14 protein-coding genes are annotated in these 18,671 nt (G+C 45.2%); 3 read left to right on the top strand and 11 right to left on the bottom strand.

Annotation, left to right across the window (positions count from 1 at the left end):
• Positions 1-80: 80 nt before the first annotated feature.
• The 3 genes from QT974_RS06060 to QT974_RS06050 form a co-directional block, all read right to left on the bottom strand.
• A complete protein-coding gene (locus tag QT974_RS06060; protein WP_333467624.1) occupies positions 81-1,457 on the bottom strand; it encodes a sensor histidine kinase in 1,377 nt (458 codons plus the stop codon).
• Positions 1,458-1,570: 113 nt separating this feature from the next.
• Complete coding sequence (locus tag QT974_RS06055; RefSeq protein ID WP_333467623.1) at positions 1,571-2,926, bottom strand: ATP-binding protein; 1,356 nt, start codon at positions 2,924-2,926, stop codon at positions 1,571-1,573.
• 549 nt (positions 2,927-3,475) lie between these two features.
• A complete protein-coding gene (locus QT974_RS06050) occupies positions 3,476-4,042 on the bottom strand; it encodes a hypothetical protein (RefSeq protein WP_333467622.1) in 567 nt (188 codons plus the stop codon).
• Here QT974_RS06050 and QT974_RS06045 point away from each other — a divergent pair.
• A complete protein-coding gene (locus QT974_RS06045) occupies positions 4,041-4,187 on the top strand; it encodes a hypothetical protein (RefSeq protein WP_333467621.1) in 147 nt (48 codons plus the stop codon). The genes QT974_RS06050 and QT974_RS06045 overlap by 2 nt on opposite strands.
• 541 nt (positions 4,188-4,728) lie before the next feature.
• Here QT974_RS06045 and QT974_RS06040 read toward each other — a convergent pair.
• The 5 genes from QT974_RS06040 to QT974_RS06020 all read right to left on the bottom strand — a co-directional run bounded on the left by QT974_RS06040 (position 4,729) and on the right by QT974_RS06020 (position 11,328).
• Positions 4,729-6,297, bottom strand: a complete 1,569-nt coding sequence (locus QT974_RS06040; RefSeq protein ID WP_333467620.1) for a hypothetical protein — start codon at positions 6,295-6,297, stop codon at positions 4,729-4,731.
• A 458-nt stretch (positions 6,298-6,755) separates the two neighbouring features.
• Positions 6,756-7,580, bottom strand: coding sequence for a hypothetical protein (locus QT974_RS06035; RefSeq protein ID WP_333467619.1), 825 nt, complete (start codon positions 7,578-7,580; stop codon positions 6,756-6,758).
• 20 nt (positions 7,581-7,600) lie between these two features.
• Entirely contained in the window at positions 7,601-8,977 is a 1,377-nt protein-coding gene (locus QT974_RS06030) for an oligosaccharide flippase family protein (protein ID WP_333467618.1), read from the bottom strand.
• Between the two features lie 249 nt (positions 8,978-9,226).
• Entirely contained in the window at positions 9,227-10,015 is a 789-nt protein-coding gene (locus tag QT974_RS06025) for a TIGR03943 family putative permease subunit (RefSeq protein ID WP_333467617.1), read from the bottom strand.
• A 233-nt stretch (positions 10,016-10,248) separates the two neighbouring features.
• Positions 10,249-11,328, bottom strand: coding sequence for a permease (locus QT974_RS06020; protein WP_333467616.1), 1,080 nt, complete (start codon positions 11,326-11,328; stop codon positions 10,249-10,251).
• 869 nt (positions 11,329-12,197) lie between these two features.
• Between QT974_RS06020 and QT974_RS06015 the strand changes: the two genes are divergently transcribed.
• A complete protein-coding gene (locus QT974_RS06015; RefSeq protein WP_333467615.1) occupies positions 12,198-13,637 on the top strand; it encodes a sensor histidine kinase in 1,440 nt (479 codons plus the stop codon).
• Positions 13,638-13,889: 252 nt separating this feature from the next.
• Here QT974_RS06015 and dnaN read toward each other — a convergent pair whose 3' ends face one another.
• The 3 genes from dnaN to dnaA all read right to left on the bottom strand — a co-directional run bounded on the left by dnaN (position 13,890) and on the right by dnaA (position 16,880).
• Complete coding sequence (gene dnaN / locus QT974_RS06010; protein ID WP_333467614.1) at positions 13,890-15,029, bottom strand: DNA polymerase III subunit beta; 1,140 nt, start codon at positions 15,027-15,029, stop codon at positions 13,890-13,892.
• Positions 15,030-15,183: 154 nt separating this feature from the next.
• Positions 15,184-15,477, bottom strand: a complete 294-nt coding sequence (locus QT974_RS06005) for a hypothetical protein (RefSeq protein WP_333467613.1) — start codon at positions 15,475-15,477, stop codon at positions 15,184-15,186.
• 32 nt (positions 15,478-15,509) lie between these two features.
• Positions 15,510-16,880 carry a chromosomal replication initiator protein DnaA gene (gene dnaA, locus QT974_RS06000; RefSeq protein WP_333467612.1) on the bottom strand — a complete coding sequence of 457 codons (1,371 nt, stop codon included), beginning with the start codon at positions 16,878-16,880 and terminating at the stop codon, positions 15,510-15,512.
• 350 nt (positions 16,881-17,230) lie between these two features.
• Here dnaA and QT974_RS05995 point away from each other — a divergent pair, with 350 nt between their 5' ends.
• The gene (locus QT974_RS05995) at positions 17,231-18,472 is read left to right on the top strand and encodes an HhoA/HhoB/HtrA family serine endopeptidase (protein ID WP_333467611.1); all 1,242 of its coding nucleotides are present in this window, start codon (positions 17,231-17,233) and stop codon (positions 18,470-18,472) included.
• Positions 18,473-18,671 lie beyond the last annotated feature (199 nt).

Genomic DNA, 18,671 nt, shown 5'->3' with positions numbered 1-18,671 from the left:
CATTGGGCATTGGTTATTAGAACCAACCAATAACTAATAACCAATAACCAATAACTCATAACCAATAACCAATAACTTCTTTATGCTAAGGGTAACAAGATTTCAAATTCGGTGCCGATGCCTAATTCCGATCGCATTCTGAATGCGCCGCCGTGTTTCCCAGTCACGATTTGATAGCTAACGGCTAAGCTGGTTTCTTTGAGGGCGCGTTTTTCGGTTGAGAAGGATTCTAGGATTTTTTTGTACTTGTTGGGTGACATTCCTTGCCCGTTATCTGTGATGCGAATCGACACCCAGCGCTCGTGAAGTTTGTCTAAGTCGATCGCAGGTTGCGGACAGCACACTTGAGTTGTAATGTCAATCTGAGGCTGGCGATCGAAGTCTCTGAGTCCTCCGTTATTGAACTCTTTCGCCAATTCTTGACCGACTGCTTCGTTAATTAATGTATTAATGGCATTGGTCAAAATATTCATAAATACTTGGTTTAGCTGTCCTACGTAGCACGGCACTGGTGGCAAGTAGCCGTAGTTTTTTACTACTTTGATTTCTCTGGTCAAACGACTTTTGAGCAGCAACAGTATGCCGTCTATGTTGGCGTGCAAGTCGGCAGGTTTTGGATAAACGTCGTCGATGTGGCAGAAGTTTTGCAAGCTGCTTGCCAATTTGCTCAAGCGTTCGGCTCCGGCTTTAATGCTGGCTACTGTTCGCAGGAAATCGTTTTGCAAAAAGTCATAGTCTATTTCTTCTTTGAGCCTTGCTATTTCTGGCGGGGGTTCGGTACAGTGGGCGTCGTAAACTGAGAGCAATTGCATCAAGTTTTTGCTGTAGTCACTGACGTAGGTTAAGTTTCCCCAAATAAAGCCTACCGGATCTAAAATTTCGTGGGCGACTCCGTTGACTAAGCGACCTAAACTAGCCATTTTTTCGCTTTGAATCATTTGTGTTTGGGCTCTTTCGTAGCGCACTTGAGTTTCTATGCCGCGAATTTGCCAGTAGGCGATGTTTAGTGCGTGAGGGTCTAAGAGTCGGTAAGATTGGGTGTCGATTTGGACTACGATGGGTTCTGACTGCAATTCGGGCGATCGGCGCAGAGCTTGTTGAGCTGCTGCCAAAATGGTTGTGCTTTCTGCCAGCAATAATACTTCCACCCTCGCGTAGCTGTAAAGAACTTTCAGCGGCAGGTGCAAAAATAGCTCTGGGCCATGGGGTTTTAGCAAATATTCCAGCAGTTGTCTGCGGGATATCATGCCAGCAAACTGTCCTTCTTCGAGCAAGACGGCTCCAGGCACTAAGGGATGCTGTTCAAACATTTCGGCAACTGCCACGGCCAAGCAGCTCGATTTTACCTGAAAGTGATACAGGGGCAAATCCCGGAGGGTAGACTCTAGGGAAAGGTCTTGATGGCAGCCTTCGGAGAGTGAAGGCCCAAGTAGTTTGGAACTGAATGTATTTGCCACTATAACTTTGACTTACCGAAACACCCGCTCGTTCAAGTGAAATGAAAACCTACTACTAAATTAGCCGATCCTTGTACTTTTGTGAGCGAATCTGAAGACTGTTGTTGAGTTAATCATGTTTTGCTAGCTATTGGCAGAAAAATTTCAAATTTGGTGTTTTCCCCTGGGTGCGATCGCAATTTTAGTTTGCCACCATGCTTTTCTGTGACGATTTGATGGCTGATTGCCAGCCCCATACCGCTGCCTTTACCTGCTGGTTTTGTGGTAAAAAAGGTGTCAAATATTTGTTCCTGATTGTGTAGGGGAACGCCGGGCCCGTTATCGGCTATCCCAATTGCGACCCACTTGCCGTCTGCGGTTTCTACCACTTTAGTAGTAATTTCGATTTGGGGTTGCCAGTTGTCCGAGGGCTGGGCCTGTATTTCTCGATCGGCTGCGTGCTCTGTCAGGGCGTCTATAGCGTTAACCAACAAATTCAAAAACACCTGGCTCAACTGGCCTGAGTAGCCTCTGACTGGCGGCAGTTCGCCATAATTTTTTACTACTTCTATGCCATTTTTAAAGCGATTTTTGAGAATCAACAGTGTAATTTCCACGCATTCGTGAATGTCTGTCTCCACGGGCTTTGTTTCATCCATGTGAGAGAAGTGGTGCAGCCCGTTAACTATTTTCAGCAATTGCGTGGCTCCCAACTTCATCCCTTCTAAAGTTATCGGTAAATCTTCTTGTAAAAAATCAAATTCAATTTCTTCTTTGAGGGCATTTATTCGCGGACATATTTCTGAATATTCTTCTTCATAAGCCGACATTAGTTGCAACAAGTTTTCAAAATATGATAGTAAAAAAGTCAAATTTCCCCAAATACAGTTAAGCGGATTTCTAATTTCGTGGGCTACACCTGCTACAATCTTCCCTAAACTCGCCATTTTTTCGGTTTGAATGAGCTTGGCTTGTGTTTGTTTTTGCAGCAGCTTATTTGTTAATTGGTGAATTCTACCTTGAGCTACCATTAATTGGTGTACGTCTAACAGTTTGTAACTCGCTGGCGCCACTTCAACTACTACGGGTTCGTAAACTAATTCTGCTGACCTGTAAAGCGATTCCTGGGCGGCTTCTACTATTAATTTACTGCCGGGAAGCACCAGCACATCTTGTTTTGAAAACCTGTAGAGTACCTCTATCGGTCGCTTGAAAAACATTTCTAATCCGTAGCGGCGGTTAACTCTTTCAAAAAATAGACGCCTGGATAGTATACCGACAAAATTACCCCGGTCTGTCAAAATGACGCCGGGAAGCATGGAGTTTTCTTCAAAAGCCTGCGCTACTTCTTTTGCCTGTTGAGTTAATTCTATTTGGCAGTTGTAGAGAGGCAGGTCTAGAAGAGTTGATTCTAATGATATATTCCAAGTACAAATCTCAGCTATATGCAACACTGATAACTCCGAGCTAATCTCATGCACAGCAAACATAGATGGAACCCCTGTTAAAGTTGTATTGATGGATAAACTGAGTTGATATTAATTGGTAGCAGGTAATTGCTAAGGTGTGATTGCTAATTTGTCAAATTTATACAGCACCCGCTGGCTAAACCCGATCGCTCTGGCATTGTCTGCTATAGATTTCCTTTCTAAACAAATGTTAAACGATCGAAGCTTTTGTGGAACTTACGGAGCTCTGCTGTCAACTTTTTACCATGATATACCTTGCGATCGCGTGTTTTCCGAAAATCAGGAAAATATCTCAAGGGATTTATGTTATCTGTTATACCCTTTTCTCGCTATAGCTAGGGAATTGGACAGCAGCTCGCGGGTTACTGGTAAATATACGGGCACCCTTCGAGGGATGGAGAACCCGGATTGGCGACGACTTGAGATCCCAGCGGTCAAGACTCGGGCAAAGCAAAAAATCTGCCGGTAATCACACTTTGAAGCAATAACGCAAATCCAGGGAACTGCCTAACTCGGACTACAGTCTTTTTTTTGCAATCTAAAATCTGCCATCTAAAAACTCAAATTGTTTCATGGTTCTACCTCCGGCCAGAGGCGTTCTAGCTGATAGCGCCAAGCAGCAAGAGTTTGTTCGCGAGAATCTCGCCCGAGTTCCATTTCGCCCATCAATCCCTCTGCGTAGAAACGGTCTAAAGTCTGAAGGGTAGTTTCCACAGACTGTCCCTGCATCTTGGCAGCTTTGATGATTTGACGGATGCGGCTTTCGATCAAATCTCCGAAAAAGTAGGACAAACCTCGCTCTTGCAAAGCCAGCAGTCTGGCGGCGGCGGCCGAGAAATCTGCGGCGGTGAGTGTGGGACAACTGTGCTGAAATACTCCCCACAAAACGTTTTGATGTACGGCGTAGCGAGTTTCCAGAGTGGTGTCAAAGTTAGCTTCTAGCAGTCGGTCAAAAAATGGTTGAGCTTCCTGCGCATCGGCGATAGGCAACAAAATCCGCAGCCAACTGCCATCTTCTGAAAGCAGCACTAACAGGCGAAATTTGGGGGTTTGTACCTGCCAAGAAGTTGGGGCTGGCACCTCAACATTTTCGCCAAATAGGTCTTTTAGGGTGTGGGTAATTTCGTCGGGAGTCATGGAAGTTTTAGATGTTAGGTTTGAGGCTTTAGGTTTGAGATCGCAGGCTGCGCTAGTTAGTTTCAAAGTTTTTGACGCAGCATCTCATGCTTGCAAAAATAGATTTTTGTTTGAGTGCGAGCGTGGTGGCGATCGAGTCTGGTGACAACCGAAAGCGAGCGCGAACCCTCGCAATATTATAGTCGGCGCACAGATGCTCCGGTTTGTGATACTTACCAGTATCGCTCAATATAAAATCTAAAATCCACCCTCTGAGGACTGACGCTTGCGGATTTAATAAAAAACTTCTGCTCAGAAACCAGGTTTCTAGGAAAAATCAGAGGTTTGGAAGGAAAAATCTACTCGTAAAACCGAGTTTTATGAGAAATGGTGCGCGTGGAACTGTAAAAGTAGGCGTGCTACAAGCACATTTCAAAGGCGCGCGCGCGGTTTGAGAGCCGGGATATGTCACTGGTTCGGGGTTTGGATCGGGGGCGCCTGCGGGCGAGGATTTGTAGTACCAGCATCTTCGCCGAACACGCGTTATATAATACTCGCTCGGGGAGGACGCTGGCACGGTGTTAAAAAATACTTTTTTGCATTCATAGCTTCGCATTTGGAGCTTCCCTAACGCTGCATTAATATCTGAAACTGCGATTACTGATTGATATTTAGCAATATCGCTAAATCGAGAATGGAAAATCGATTTAGGGAAGCCAGCGGGGGTGATAGCCGGCAAAGGGAAGTTCTTCGGGCTGTACTTTTGCGGGAGAATTGTCTGCGGGTATTTCTAATAAGGGTAGCAGCCAGAGGCGGCTAGTGGCGATCGACTGTCCGCTGTCGTTGCGGGGACTGTCTGCTGCTGTGGGTTTTGCTGTTGTGACTGATTGGTCGAAAATTAATGCCAGTCCGTCGGGGGATAAACTGATTTGGGTATCTAATTGGTTGGGTAAAACTAGCAGCGGTTTGATGGTTCCTACCAAACGAGTACCATCTTTTTTGAGGTCGATGGCGGCGATGAAAGGCTGTTCTTTGTAGCTTTCTGTTTTGAGTCGTTCGGCTAACAAGCAGTAGAGGCGCTGGAATTGGTTGTCTTTGTTTTTGCGCGGGTCAAAATAAACGGCGATGATGCTACCGGGAATGCGCAGTATTTCTTGTTCTGCGCCTTGGTTGTCTAAGATAAAGAGCGATCGAGTGTAGTCGCTGTTGTATTTAACGTAGGCGGCGGCGGAGTTGTCCCGGGCCATCCCCAATACTTGTTCGTATTTTGGCAAAAATTCTACTGGATCTGCTTCGGGTTTGAGGGGGACGATCGCTAATCCTTGTTTTTGAGATATTACCATCGATTTGCTGTCGGGGCGAATCATAAAATCTCCCCCTTGTTGATTTTCCAGGGGTTTGGGCGGCAATTTTTCTGACAAAATCCAAGGACTGAAATCGCCTGGATTGCGGCGGTTGACGCGCTGGACAATGATGATTTTTCCGTCGGCTGAGAGGTCGAATTTGAGGTTTTGGTAATCTTTGGAGTCTAGGAGTTTGTCGATTCTACCTGCGGGCTGTGGTGGTTGGGCTTCGGAACCGGGGGATTGGGGATTGAGGCCGGTGGTGACTGTAAATAGTTCTTGATTTAGGGTGCCGCCAGTACGGGCGATCGATCGATCTGTGGCGGAGAATAAAATGCGATCGCTGTTGGGGTAGGCTTTAAAATCAGTTACGACTAAATCTTTGGGAGTCAGCGGTATCGGTTTCGAGTCGCTGCTGCTGAGATTGACTAGCATTAATCTGCTTTCTGTTTCGCCTTGAACGCCGATGTAAGCAAAAGCTCGATCGCGGCTGCGAAAGGAACTGCTAAACGGTTTAATTAGCGTTCCTTTATTTTGGTTGTTTTCTCCGAAATACTTGTCGGTGGCTCCGGTGAGTTTTAATGTGTAGGTAACGCCGTAGGGTGCGGGATTTTGGAGAGTGTAAGCCATGCGGCGGCCGGCCCAGCTAAATTTACCGGGGAGGGGCGGTTCTAGCTTTAAGTTTTCCTCGACGGTGGAGTGGTTCATCGGCCGAAAGAAGTTGAGAATAAAGCCGGTATCTGCGGCGCCGATTTGTTTGTTTTCCCAGCTAAATTCTCGGACTCTGGGTGCTGTGCGATCGCCGCCCAGCAGCAACAGTCCGACTAAGAGGCTCAGCAAGAGCATCAGGGCGATCGCTACCCGGTCGATCGGCTGTTTGAATGGCAGAATAGCGAAGGGCGAAGGATTAATTTTTTTGTTAAAAATACTCACAAATCTTTCTATCCTCTTGCTGCTGAAAATTAATTTCCAAATTTTACCTCTTAAATTTTACAGTCATGGACGCACTCCCGACCCTCAGAAACCAGTTTTTTTTACCAGGGTAAAGGCTGTCACATCTATATTTTGGCAAAAAACCCGGTTTATGAAAGTTGTGGTGCGTCCATGACTGTTTGAGATTTTCAATTTAATCTCAAATCTCAAATCGCCAATTGTGCGATCGGTCGATCGATAACGCTGTCGTTCTACCCATGCTACTAAAAATTCTGACTGCTACTTAGCTTAGAGCCATTTCACGAATCCTTGACGATTGGTATCTTGGAACTATCATTAACGCCTGAGACTGTATACCGCGATTCGGGTTCGGGATATAGCTTAGAATATATGCTATCGTAATGCCTGACCTCAAAATAGTTTAAATTGGACGGGTGAGGCTTATATATTGAGAAACATTATAAAAGACAAAAAGTTGCTGCACTCTCTAAAGACCCGACATTCACCACTTGATTTTTCAAGACGCGACCTGATTTTATCCACTGTTTCATCTGCTTTCTTGACAAACAATAAAATGCTGCGTGAGGATTATCAAACTCAGCAAATTTGACACCTTCTATCTCTACACTAGATAGCTTACTTACAACAAATGGTTGCGTTATTGTTAAATCAATATATCTCTTGGTTCCTTCATACATTTCATAACGGTTTGGGTAAAGGATAGCATTTTCATACCCGCTTTGTTGGTTGAACTTTTTTAATTTTTCTAGAGTGAAACCCTCGGAAAAAACAATGTCATCTTCTATGAATAAAAACCAGTCAAATTCTTCTAGTCTTTCGACAAATTCTTCCTGAAGTCTAAACCCTACAAACATCGGGTCGCATTCAGGGCATTCTTGTATGTGAATGCAATTAATTTGATATTCAGGTAAATAAGCTGTAACGTGCCTGTTCGGTAGAGTTTGGATCGCAATACTCAGGTCGCAATCAGCAAAACTCGTCAACAGTCCATCTATTGTGTGCCTGAGTCTTTCTATTTTTGCTGCCGCTTTTTCTGGATTCTCAGATTCTTCAACAGATGTAATGTGTGCGACAGCAGCAAAGACTTTGGGGCGTTCTTTTTCTGGCTGTTCGTTTTCTTTGAATAAATTCACGATCTGAGTTTTTTGATAAAAAAACATCATTTTAATATACCTGCTGGCCACTCGCCATATTTCTTGTAACAGAGCCATTTGTAAAAAGATAAAGTGGATTACTTTTCTTCTTGTATTTCCCTTTAACATACAGACAATCTCCTTTTTGTTTACTGAAACAGTTGATTTATAGGTATTAAATCCATCGGTGAGATTTTATCGATTGGCAGACCGAAACCAAAAGCTACTCTACACCAAAGTATACTGCCCAGCACTCCTAAAAACAGTACAGTTAATTGCAAATCTTGCCAAAAACAAGTTAGTCCTTCTTTCCAAAGACCGTAGGTAGTTACTAAATAAGTAGGAATGTCGCCGACAGCTACAGCAATCACTGCACCTAAATTACCCATAAAATGATATCCTACCGGGATGCCAATACTGATACTCAAGAAAGTTGCCAAATTGCCCATAGCTCCATACTGAGATTTTCCTACAGCTAACAAACAGGAACCCATCAAATTGTGGAGAGTTGTGTGCCAGATACCTAAAGCTAAGATGGGCATCATCCAAGATGCTGCAACATATTCTTTTCTGTACAGTAGTAAAATTAGCTGGTCTCCAAAGCTGACAAAAATTGCTAAGCCTATGGCTAAAGGTATTAGAATCAAGTTGCGGTTTTTGAGGATTTTGGCGCGCAATTCTTCACGAGGCAGCTCTGCTAGCATAGAAATAGAGGGAAAAATTACCCTGCTAGCGACAGCGATCATGACTTGGCGCGGCATATCGCCGAGGGTAAAAGCGATGCCGTAAATGCCTAACATTGTTAAAGTAAATATTTTGCCTAGAACTAGGCGATCGGCTTGAGAGCACAGAAAAAATAAAATCGTAGACAAAAATATCCATTTTCCATAAGAAAATATTTCTTTAGCTGATTGTCGATCCCAAGCAAAGCGGTTTGACTTGCCGGGAATTAACAAATGGCTCCATACTAACTCAATTAAAGAAGCAGAAAAGCCGCCAGCGAGGATCGCCCAGATACTGCGATCGAACCAGGCCCAGACAATCATCACTACTGTAGAAACGAACTGTATCCCCAGCTCAAAAATTACTACTGGCTTGACTGTCATTTTGCGTTCGAGAGTAGCTACGGCAGTAGATTTGAACCCTCCTATTAAGGTATTTATACTTATGATTGGAATCAACCACAGCAGACGGGGTTCTTCATAGAAATTAGCGACTGGCCAGGTGATTAAAATTAAAAACAACCACACAACAATGCTGCGAATAATTTGCATTGTCCAAGCCGTGTTTAAAAATTCTGGCTCTTCTCCACGCTTGTTTTGGATGATACTTGGGGTGAGACCTATGTCTGTGAACAGGTGGATACCTGTGATGAAAACGTAGGCTAGACCCATCAGACCAAATAGTTCTGGCAACAGCAGGCGCGTCAGAATTAGGTTGCTACCGAATCGGATCACCTGACTGCTTCCATAGCTGGCGATCGTCCAGACAGCACCTTTAATAGCTAGTTTTTTTTCGGATGACATATAGTGAGAACTTATTTTCTAATTACGAGTTTAGTTGCTGAAACTGCTTTCTGCAACTCCTACTGGATATTGCTGCTACTTTTATAGCTGACTTTCGCTCGTGTTAATTTTCTACGGAGGACGGTTTTTGGGGCCATCCTACAATCTCAGATACAACAGATTTTACGTCACCAGATTAGACTGGGACACTGGTGGGATGCCAATCCCACAATCACGAACCTAAAATTCAATCTCGAACTTGCACCACCTCTAATAATCATAAGGGTTTTTTGGTTCAGAAATTGGTTTTAGGGAGGATGCTTGAATAATTAATTTGCGCTTACCTTGCAGTTCTTCTACGATCGTTTCTCCTTCTATTTCTAGCCAAGTGTCGGGGGTAAAGGCGGTGCGGCTTTGACCGATCAGTAATTTTACCGGCAACCCGATCGGATAGGCGTCTGCCGCGCAGCAGGTAATAATAAAACGCCCGATCCACAAATATTGTTCTGATACGTTGGGCGGGTGAATTACAAATCCTTGAACCTTGACTTTTTGACTTCTGTATGTATCGGGTTCGGGATTAAAATTTAACAGCCGCACCCATTCGACGAGCGATCGCTTTTCGGGTTTTGTAGTATTGCGAAATTCTTGCGGTTGCAGTCTGGTGATGGGCAGGGATTCGGTGAGGCCTCGTTCGAGTGCTGTTTGGCTGCTAAATGTGCGTGGCGTTACTGCTAAACCGATTAATGCGACGCTCAACATTAAGGTGCTGCCGATACTGGGGGGAAATAAAGTAACGTGTTCAACTTCTGTCATTCTGATAGGTTTATTTGCCTTGGTTGTCCGGGATTGCTTGTTGGCGCGATCGACCTTTAAGAGTTCCCAAATTTTAAACCCGCCAATCAACAGTAAGCCGATGCCTCCGGCTACAGTCAAGCCAAAGTAATTGGGGTGAATCAGAATGCTTAATTTGCCGGTGATCCAATATTTGAGGAGCAATATTCCCCACCCTAAGATAGCTAGGGCGTCCAGCCAAGGGCTAAATTTTTTAAGGTTCATTTTTCAAGAGTCAGTAGTCAGTAGTCAGTAGTCAGTAGTCAGTAGTCAGTAGTCAGTAGTCCGAGCTCATATAGCTCGCGAACGTCAGTAGTCAGTAGTCTTGCCGTCATTAGTGCAAAAGTACGAACTCGCGAACGTCCAACGTCAGTAGTTATTAGTTATGGGAAATTGGAAATTGGTCAGGGAAAATTGGAAATTGAGAATCTATTGTTAGTTAGGCATCTTGGCTAATTTTAACCTAGATACAAGTTGACAGCGAGAGTCATTAAAAAAGTTAACTGAGCTGCCAAAATCATTAAGTAAATTACGGCTCGACCTTTAAAAATAGACAGCATTAAACCGATGCCTTTGAGGTCAATCATCGGGCCGAATACGAGAAAGGCTAATAGCGAGCCGCTGGTAAATGTGGAAGCAAAAGACAGGGCAAAAAAGGCATCTACAGTAGAACAAATCGATACGACTGCGGCTAATAGCAGCATGGCTAGAATCGAGGAAACTGGGCCTTGGCCGAGGTTAAGAATTAGTTCGCGGGGTGCGCCGACTTGAATGATGGCTGCGATCGCACTTCCAATTACCAAAACTCCTCCCAATTCGCGCAGCTCCTGTACCATACTATCTAAAAGCAGGCGCAGACGCTCTTTAGAAACGGGGTGAAACATGGATGAACGTTTCGAGGTTTTGTCTGTTTTGCCTGTGTGTAAGGGCTTCCACTCGTCTTTTACCAAAGATTCGATCGGCACCGCCCCTCCCGGCTGACCGAGCATAAATGTTCCCGACTGCAAAAGCAGCGGAGTGTTGGCTTTGGCGAGTTCTTTTTCCGAAAACTCTGGTTTTGGGAGGGGAATCGCCCGGGCTACAGAGGGGTGTAGCAAAGGGCGCAAGTCGGCTTGAGCACTGAACACCCAGCCGATAATTGTGGCTGTAATCAGGGAAAAAACCACCCGCAAAACTACAATTTCTGGCTGATCGCGAAATGCGGTCCAAGTCGCCCAAATTACCACGGGATTGATGGTGGGGGCCGCGAGTAAAAAGCCGATCGCGACTGGTGCGGGAACTCCCTGCATCAGCAACCTGCGGGCTACGGGCACATTACCGCACTCACACACGGGAAACAAAAAGCCGATCGAACTACCCATCAAAGCCCCCAACAGCGGGTTTTTGGGGATGCGAGATACGAGTTTGCGCTCGTCTACAAATCCCAGCAGCAAGCCTGAGAATAAAACTCCCAGCAGTAGAAAAGGTATTGCTTCTACTAACAAGCTGAGAAAAAGGGTAAAAGCATTGTTTAACTGATTCGTTAGGACTGGTTGCATCGATCGCCTACTGGTAAATTCCTATCTAGTTGCACGTCTTTGGCAGAACCCCTGTCGATCATACCTTCTTGACAGCCCTAATTTAGGATTAAGTTGAAACTTTTTTGCTAGCATCCTCAATTTTATACCAATAATTAAAAGTCGCCGCTCCTGCAAACACCAGGGCGCCGCGGTGTTTTGGTATATAGATCGCCTACAATTTCTATGTTCCTAGAACTTCGATCGCAATTTTTAAAACGAATTTGATTTTTTGCAGTTTTGGGGATATTTTTTGTATTAGTCATCATTGAATTAATGCGGATAATTAATAAATTTTTGACTGATTAAAGTTGTTTAAATGGCGATCGATATTTCTGCTTGATTTGCTCTTAGCAGCCAGTTAATAATGAAATGCGCCAGCTTTTGTGGTCTTAGTACAAAAGCTAACCTTGGCGGTATTTGAGGCGTGGCGGGCGATCGCGCGTTTTAACTTCTTTTATTTTGGTGTATCGATCGCGCACTTATAATTTTATCTTTTAGTAAAATATTTAACTTGTCAGCAAGACCGGATTATTGTTAACAAAAGGTTAAGAATTTAAGCCAAGGTTAATTAATAGTTAAATACGATAATTAAGCGGCAACAGGCCTCAAGTCAATATAAAATAAAGTCAGGCATAATTGCCAGGGCGCATCTATCTCAGTCATACTCGAACTTGCCTAATAGTTGAAGTGGTAAAATCCCATTTACCACGGTCAGTTTTTTTGTGTAACTTAAAATGCGGTTTACCGGGGAGTCGGCTCAAGCACTCAGCTACTGACTTGCTGACTGAGCTTTGGTAGCTGAATCTCTGCTGGCTAATAGAACCTGAAACAAGTATCTTGATGATTTTATGTTGAATACCTCCTGCGTCGAAAGACCAATCCAAGCCATGTCCGAGACAGAGCTAAAAGAACTTTGTTTAAACTCTACTCTCCAAGAATTATCGCTTTATGATTTTAAGGTAGAAGCTACGGATTTGGGAATGCAAATTTCCCAGATGTTAGAAGCTAATCCGCTGTTACCGGGAGTCATTTTGACGGATCGAGGTGAATTTGCGGGCATGATTTCCCGGCGAAGATTTTTAGAATTTCTCAGCCGTCCTTTTGGGCGAGAATTATTTTTAAAGCGACCTGTCAGGGCTTTATACCGCTTTGCCGAAATTCAGACTTTAATTTTTCCTAGCAATACTTTAATCGTGGATGCAGCCCGGAAGTCGCTGCTGCGATCGAAAGAACTGCTTTACGAGCCGATTGTAGTTCAAGTGTCGCCTGTTTCTTATAGTTTGGTAGACGTACACGAACTGTTAGTAGCTCAATCTAACATTCACGAACTAGCGACAAAATTGCTGAGACAGCAAACTCAATCTCAACTCATTCAAACTGAAAAACTAGCAAGTTTGGGGCAGATGGTAGCTGGAGTCGCCCACGAAATTAGAAATCCCGTCACCTGCATCACCGGAAATCTGGGCTTTTTGTCGAACTACTCAAAAGATATCATGGAGTTGCTGTGCGCTTACGAAGAAATTGTCGGCCCTTGCGAAAAAGTTGACAAACTAAAAGCAGACATAGAATTTGATTTCTTGCAAGAAGATTGGGAAGAAATTCTCAAAAGCATGAAAGTTTCATCCCAGAGGCTGACCGAACTCGTCACCAGCCTGCACACCTTCTCTCACATGGATGAAACTAACTTAAAAGAAGCTAACCTCCACGAATGTATTGACAGTACGCTGCTAATTATGAAAAACCGTCTCAAGTACGGGTTTAAAGTAGTTAAAAAGTATGGAGATTTGCCTTTGGTCAAGTGTTATTCGGGTCAGTTGAGCCAGGTATTTATGAATATTGTCAGCAATGCGATGGATGCTTTGGAAGAACTAAAAGGAGAAAAAGGTTTCCTACCTGCGATTACTATTGAAACTGAGGTAATCGACAGTGCTGACGGAGACTGCGTGAATTCGGAATTACTTCAAAATTATGTTGTGGGCGAGCGAAAAGATGCAAAATTGCGATCGTCCGCCAGCCTAAACGGCGATTATAGCCCGGACACAGCAGAAAAAAATCAAAATAACTCTTGGATAGCCATCAGAATTGCCGACAACGGGCCGGGAATTACGCCAGAAATTCAGCGCCGGATTTTTGAGACATTTTTCACTACTAAACCTGCGGGTAAAGGTACTGGCTTGGGGCTAGCAATTACGCATCAAATTGTTACAGAAAAGCATAAAGGCAAGTTAAATTTGCATTCTACGCCCGGTACTGGCACGGAATTTGAGATTTTATTGCCTTTAATTTGAAGGATGTTCAGGATGCAATTATACAATAAAATTAGTTGGTAGTTTGTAGGGTGCGCAATGCGCACCGACTAATCTAGTAGGCTTCATCGAAAAGCACCGACTGGTCAATCGCTGAGGGAATGGGACGCGAAGTCAATCGGTGCAGTCTGCATCGCTCTACAAACTATGCAAACAAATTATTTGACGTGCTACTTGCAATTGTAAGGTGCGCAATGCGCACCCTACAAATAGATGTTCTGCGTCCAGGATTGATTAAGGTCGGAGCTGAACAGGCATCACCAAGAAGGTAGCATTGACTCCGCCCAAAGGCTGAAAAATTACTGGAGCAAGAGCACCGTTTAATTGCAGTTGAATTTCGGCAGATTGAGCTGTTTTCAAAATATCAATTAAGTATTTGACATTGAAAGCAATGTCTATGCTCTCTCCCGAAATCAGTGCCGGCATTGACTCTTTACCGCAGCCGACATCTTTTGCATCTACCGACAAAGTGATTTCTTGATTTTCCTCATCGATGCTGCATTTGAGGATGTTATTTTTTTGGTCAGCAAACACTGCTATTCTTTCTACTGCTGCTAAGAGCGATCGCCGCTCAAGAGTAATTTGCCGCTCAAAAGACGGCGGAATCAACTGTCGGTAGGCAGGATATTGCCCTTCTAGGGTGCGGGTTGTCAGCCGCTGATCTGCCCATTCAAACACTACTTGACCTTGTTCAAAATGCAGGGTGACTGGTTCAGTCCACTGTCGCATCACGAGCATTCTTTCTACTTCCCGCAATGCTTTAGCAGGAACTGTTACCTCAAATTCTTGTTCGGTTTCTTCGCCTTCGGCTTTTTCGTTTGCGGTTTGAACTACTGCCAATCTGTGACCGTCTGTCGCTGCAAATTCTAGGCAATCTGGCAATACTTTTAAATGTACTCCTGCGAGTACCTGTTTTGCTTCGTCGGGGCTAGTAGCAAATAAAGTGCCTTTGAGTCCTTCTATCAAGGCTTCGGGCGGCAATTTCAGGATTGTTCCTGCTTCGATGGCGGGTAGTTCTGGGAATTCTTCTGGGCCCATGCCTCTGACTTGATAGCTGCCAGAACTGCAAGTAAGATATGCTACGGTGTCTCCGGCTTCGTCTTCTAAAGTAATCTCTCCGCCAGGGAGTCTGGAAACAATATCGTTGAGCAATTTCGCGGGTATGGTAAAACTTCCGCCGCCAGTCACTTCTGCTGCAAAGCTGGTGCGAATGCCTAAACTGAGATCGAAAGCTGTTAAGCTAACCCGCTGATTTTCCTCATCCGCTACTAAGAGCACGTTGGCTAGTACCGGATGTGTCGGGCGGGAGGGAACGGCCCGACTTACCAACGAGAGGTTGGCGTTGAGGTCACTTTGGGTGCAAACCAATTTCATGAGATGAAGGTTAATTAACCGGATTTGAGACAGAAGCAAATCCTATCACACAAAGCTGATGAGAGTTAGCAGTTGACTCCGAAAGCGGTTGGCGGTTGACTCCGAAAGCAGAAGCAACAAGCAAGAGTTGACAGTTGGTGAGACACTATTTTTTTTAATTTATTGAATTATTTTTGTGCGATCGCCCTGTGGAAACTGTGGAAAAATAAAATAATTGCTTGCTGCGCTTGAGGTGTAGCTGATAAATGCCTGTGGAGAACTTGTGGAAAAGCTGGTGAGATCGATCGCCCGTGCATTTTGCTGCAAAAATTGTTTTGGGCGATCGAGTAAAGTTTTCCACATCATCGGGGCATATTTTCCACAGGTTTTTCCACAGGTAGTGATTGTAGGGTGCCTCAGCAGGCCGAATATTGTGACAGGAGAGTGAGAATATTTGCGGCTGACGCACCCTACGCCATGAGTGATTGTGTGAAAACAGGTTTAAGTTTTGCGGCTGACAACGTTAATTCGATCGCTCAATTGACGCAAAGTTTGGGCTAAAGTCGGATCGGTATTCCGCAACTGAGCAATTTTGTCGCAACTGTAAAGCACAGTCGTGTGATCCTTGCCGCCAAAAACTTCGCCAACTTTTGGCAAACTCAAATCGGTATGCTGTCGAATTAAATACATCCCGATTTGACGAGCAAAGCTAATTTCTCGCCTGCGGGAAACACCCTTTAAGTCTTCCACAGAAACATCAAACACCTCAGCCACAACTGCAATTACTGCATCCGGCGTCGCCTCTACGATTTCAGTTTGCGGGTTCAAAACCGGGGTGATATTTTCCACAGTCATCGGCAAACCCGTAATCGAAAGATATGCTACCGCTCGAATCAAAGCTCCTTCTAATTCCCGAACGTTGGAAGTGTAGCTAGAAGCAATGTATTCAATCACATCTCGCGGCAGTCTCATATTTTCATACTCAGATTTTTTCTGCAAAATTGCCATTCGTGTTTCTAAATCGGGCAATTGAATATCGGCAATTAATCCCATCGAAAATCGGGAACACAACCGCTCTTGGAGGCGGGGGATTTGCTGCGGCGGGCGATCGGAAGCTAAAACCACTTGATTTCCGGCTTCGTGCAAAGTATTAAAAGTGTGAAAAAATTCTTCTTGGGTGTATTCTTTGCCTTCTATAAATTGGATATCATCTATTAATAAAACATCGGCGGCGCGATAGTGATCGCGGAAAGTTTGCATACTATCTTTGCGAATTGCAGCGATTAAATCGTTAGTGAATTTCTCAGTTGAAACGTAAAAAACTTTGGCGCTGGGGTCAATTTCTAAGCGATAATGACCGATCGCCTGCATCAAGTGAGTTTTGCCCAAACCAACGCCGCCGCACAAAAATAGGGGATTGAATTCTCGGCCCGGAGACTCGGCGACTGCGAGGGCTGCTGCGTGGGCCATGCGGTTGTTGGAACCGACGACAAAGCGGGAAAATACGTATTTCGGGTTTAAATTGGCGGGTTTCGGCGGGTGAAGCGAGTGGCTTTCGGGGCTATCGGCGATCGGGGAAGGCCAAATCGTGGCGGAGTCGTTGCTGCCGCCTGTTTCGGTACCACCGGCAATTGTCAAGTAGATTTCTACGGGATAGCCGAGAATTTCTTCAACTGCGTCAGCGATGGTTTTGACGTAGTATTTTTGCAACCAATTGCGAGCAAAGGGGTTGGGGGCGCTGACGATCAAACAGTTATTTTCGAGTTGTTCGGCCCTAGCAGTTTTGATCCACGTCTCAAAGCTAGGTCTGCTCAGTTGTACCTGGAGACGTTCAAGTATCTGATTCCACAGACTTTCGAGCGTAATGTCCACTGCTTACCCCTGCCGATCGGCATTCAAGAGATTGTCAAGTCCAGAGAGTTTAGTTTAGTCGAGTTGGTGGTTGGGAAGCTAGACCGACAGATATATAACAGTTGACAGTTGACCGTTGACCGTTGACCGTTGACAGTTGACCGTTGACAGTTGACCGTTGACCGTTGACCGTTGACCGTTGACCGTTGACCGTTGGCAATCAAAAATCCAAAATGAGAAGCTGAATGTTACAGTTTAGGTGAGTCTGCCGATCGCCCAAAAATTTTGTTTGTGGCTCTGTGGATATAGCAGGTATCAAAGAGCTGCTAGGCAAGTATTTAAATTTGGCCCGAAAGCCTTAAAACGTAGCGATGAAGAGTTCTACTGGCAAATTTTGGAAGCAACCGGCAATTTACATATTGCTGCTGGTAACGGGAGCCGGAGCCGCCATGTTGGGCGATCGGCTGTCGGTTTCTCAATTACGTGCAAATTCGGGGGATGCGGGACAAAGAACCCTGCAACCGAGATTGCAAGTGCCTGCTAATACTAAGCCTCAAGCGGGGAAAGTCTTGCCGCCTGTTCCCTTGTCGGGGGATGCGGCTAATGTGAATTTTATTGTGGCTGCGGTGGCAAAAGTTGGCCCGGCTGTGGTGCGGATCGATGCTTCGCGCAAGGTGAAACCGGGAAATAGAGGGGTTTCGCCGGAGGATTTTTTTGGCGGACAACCAAATTCGGGCGGCCGAGGTGGAATTGAACGGGGTACTGGTTCGGGTTTTGCGATCGGGGCTGACGGCGTGATTCTCACTAACGCTCACGTTGTGGAGGGCGCAGATACGGTAAATGTCACTCTCAAGGACGGGCGCAGCTATCAGGGGCGGGTGTTGGGGGCGGATAAGGTGACGGATGTTGCTGTGGTGAAGATTGAGGCGAATGATGTGCCTGTGGTGAGGATCGGCAATTCTGATAAGCTGCTGTCTGGGGAATGGGCGATCGCGATCGGCAATCCCCTCGGTTTGGACAATTCGGTGACAGCGGGGATTATTAGCGCTACAGGGCGATCGAGTACCGACGTGGGCGTACCCGACAAGCGCATTGGTTTTATTCAAACAGACGCTGCAATTAATCCGGGGAATTCTGGCGGGCCGCTGCTGAATGCTTCGGGGGAAGTGATCGGGATGAATACGGCGATTATTCAAGGCGCGCAAGGATTGGGGTTTGCGATTCCGATTCAGGCGGCGCAAGAAGTGGCGCAGGAACTGATTTCGACGGGGAAAGTCGAACACGCTTATTTAGGTATTGAAATGGCGACACTAACTCCGGAGGTGAAGCAGCAAATTAACAGCAATGCTAACAGCAATCTGCGAGTTGCAGTCGATCGCGGTGTGGCGATTGTGAGTGTTGTTCCTAATTCTCCCGCAGCAGCAGCGGGTTTGCGGGCTGGAGATGTGATTCAAAAGATTAACAATCAGCCGATTATTCAGTCGGAAGCTGTTCAGGAGTTTGTGCAAAATGCGAAGGTTGGCGGCAATTTGCCAATGGAAATTAACCGCAACGGGCAAATAGTTAATTTGAGTGTTAAACCGGGGAGTTTGCCCGTTCAACAAGTTCGATAAGTTCGGCAACGGATTTTGTAGCGGATGTAGCGGATGTAAGAGGGCAGTTCGGCAACGGATTTTTTAACGGATTTAACGGATGTAAGAGGGCGGTTCGGCAACGGATGCAAGTAAGTGATTTTTTAACGGATTCAAATAACCAATAACCAATAACCAATAACCAATAACCAATAACCAATAACCAATAACCAATAACCAA

Origin of the sequence: Microcoleus sp. BM001215392, assembly GCF_036700185.1 — a bacterium.
Lineage (GTDB): Bacteria > Cyanobacteriota > Cyanobacteriia > Cyanobacteriales > Microcoleaceae > Microcoleus.
The sequence above is the reverse complement of the archived record's forward strand: the minus strand, read 5'-3'. Positions and strand labels throughout refer to the sequence as shown.

Bases quoted from the DNA above. Each gene is read 5' to 3' on its own strand.
- QT974_RS06030 (WP_333467618.1), bottom strand. From the start codon at position 8,977: ATGTCATCCGAAAAAAAACTAGCTATTAAAGGTGCTGTCTGGACGATC.
- QT974_RS06020 (WP_333467616.1), bottom strand. From the start codon at position 11,328: ATGCAACCAGTCCTAACGAATCAGTTAAACAATGCTTTTACCCTTTTT.
- QT974_RS06055 (WP_333467623.1), bottom strand. From the start codon at position 2,926: ATGTTTGCTGTGCATGAGATTAGCTCGGAGTTATCAGTGTTGCATATA.
- QT974_RS05995 (WP_333467611.1), top strand. From the start codon at position 17,231: ATGAAGAGTTCTACTGGCAAATTTTGGAAGCAACCGGCAATTTACATA.
- QT974_RS06050 (WP_333467622.1), bottom strand. From the start codon at position 4,042: ATGACTCCCGACGAAATTACCCACACCCTAAAAGACCTATTTGGCGAA.
- QT974_RS06015 (WP_333467615.1), top strand. From the start codon at position 12,198: ATGTTGAATACCTCCTGCGTCGAAAGACCAATCCAAGCCATGTCCGAG.
- QT974_RS06035 (WP_333467619.1), bottom strand. From the start codon at position 7,580: ATGTTAAAGGGAAATACAAGAAGAAAAGTAATCCACTTTATCTTTTTA.
- QT974_RS06045 (WP_333467621.1), top strand. From the start codon at position 4,041: ATGGAAGTTTTAGATGTTAGGTTTGAGGCTTTAGGTTTGAGATCGCAG.
- QT974_RS06025 (WP_333467617.1), bottom strand. From the start codon at position 10,015: ATGAACCTTAAAAAATTTAGCCCTTGGCTGGACGCCCTAGCTATCTTA.
- dnaN (WP_333467614.1), bottom strand. From the start codon at position 15,029: ATGAAATTGGTTTGCACCCAAAGTGACCTCAACGCCAACCTCTCGTTG.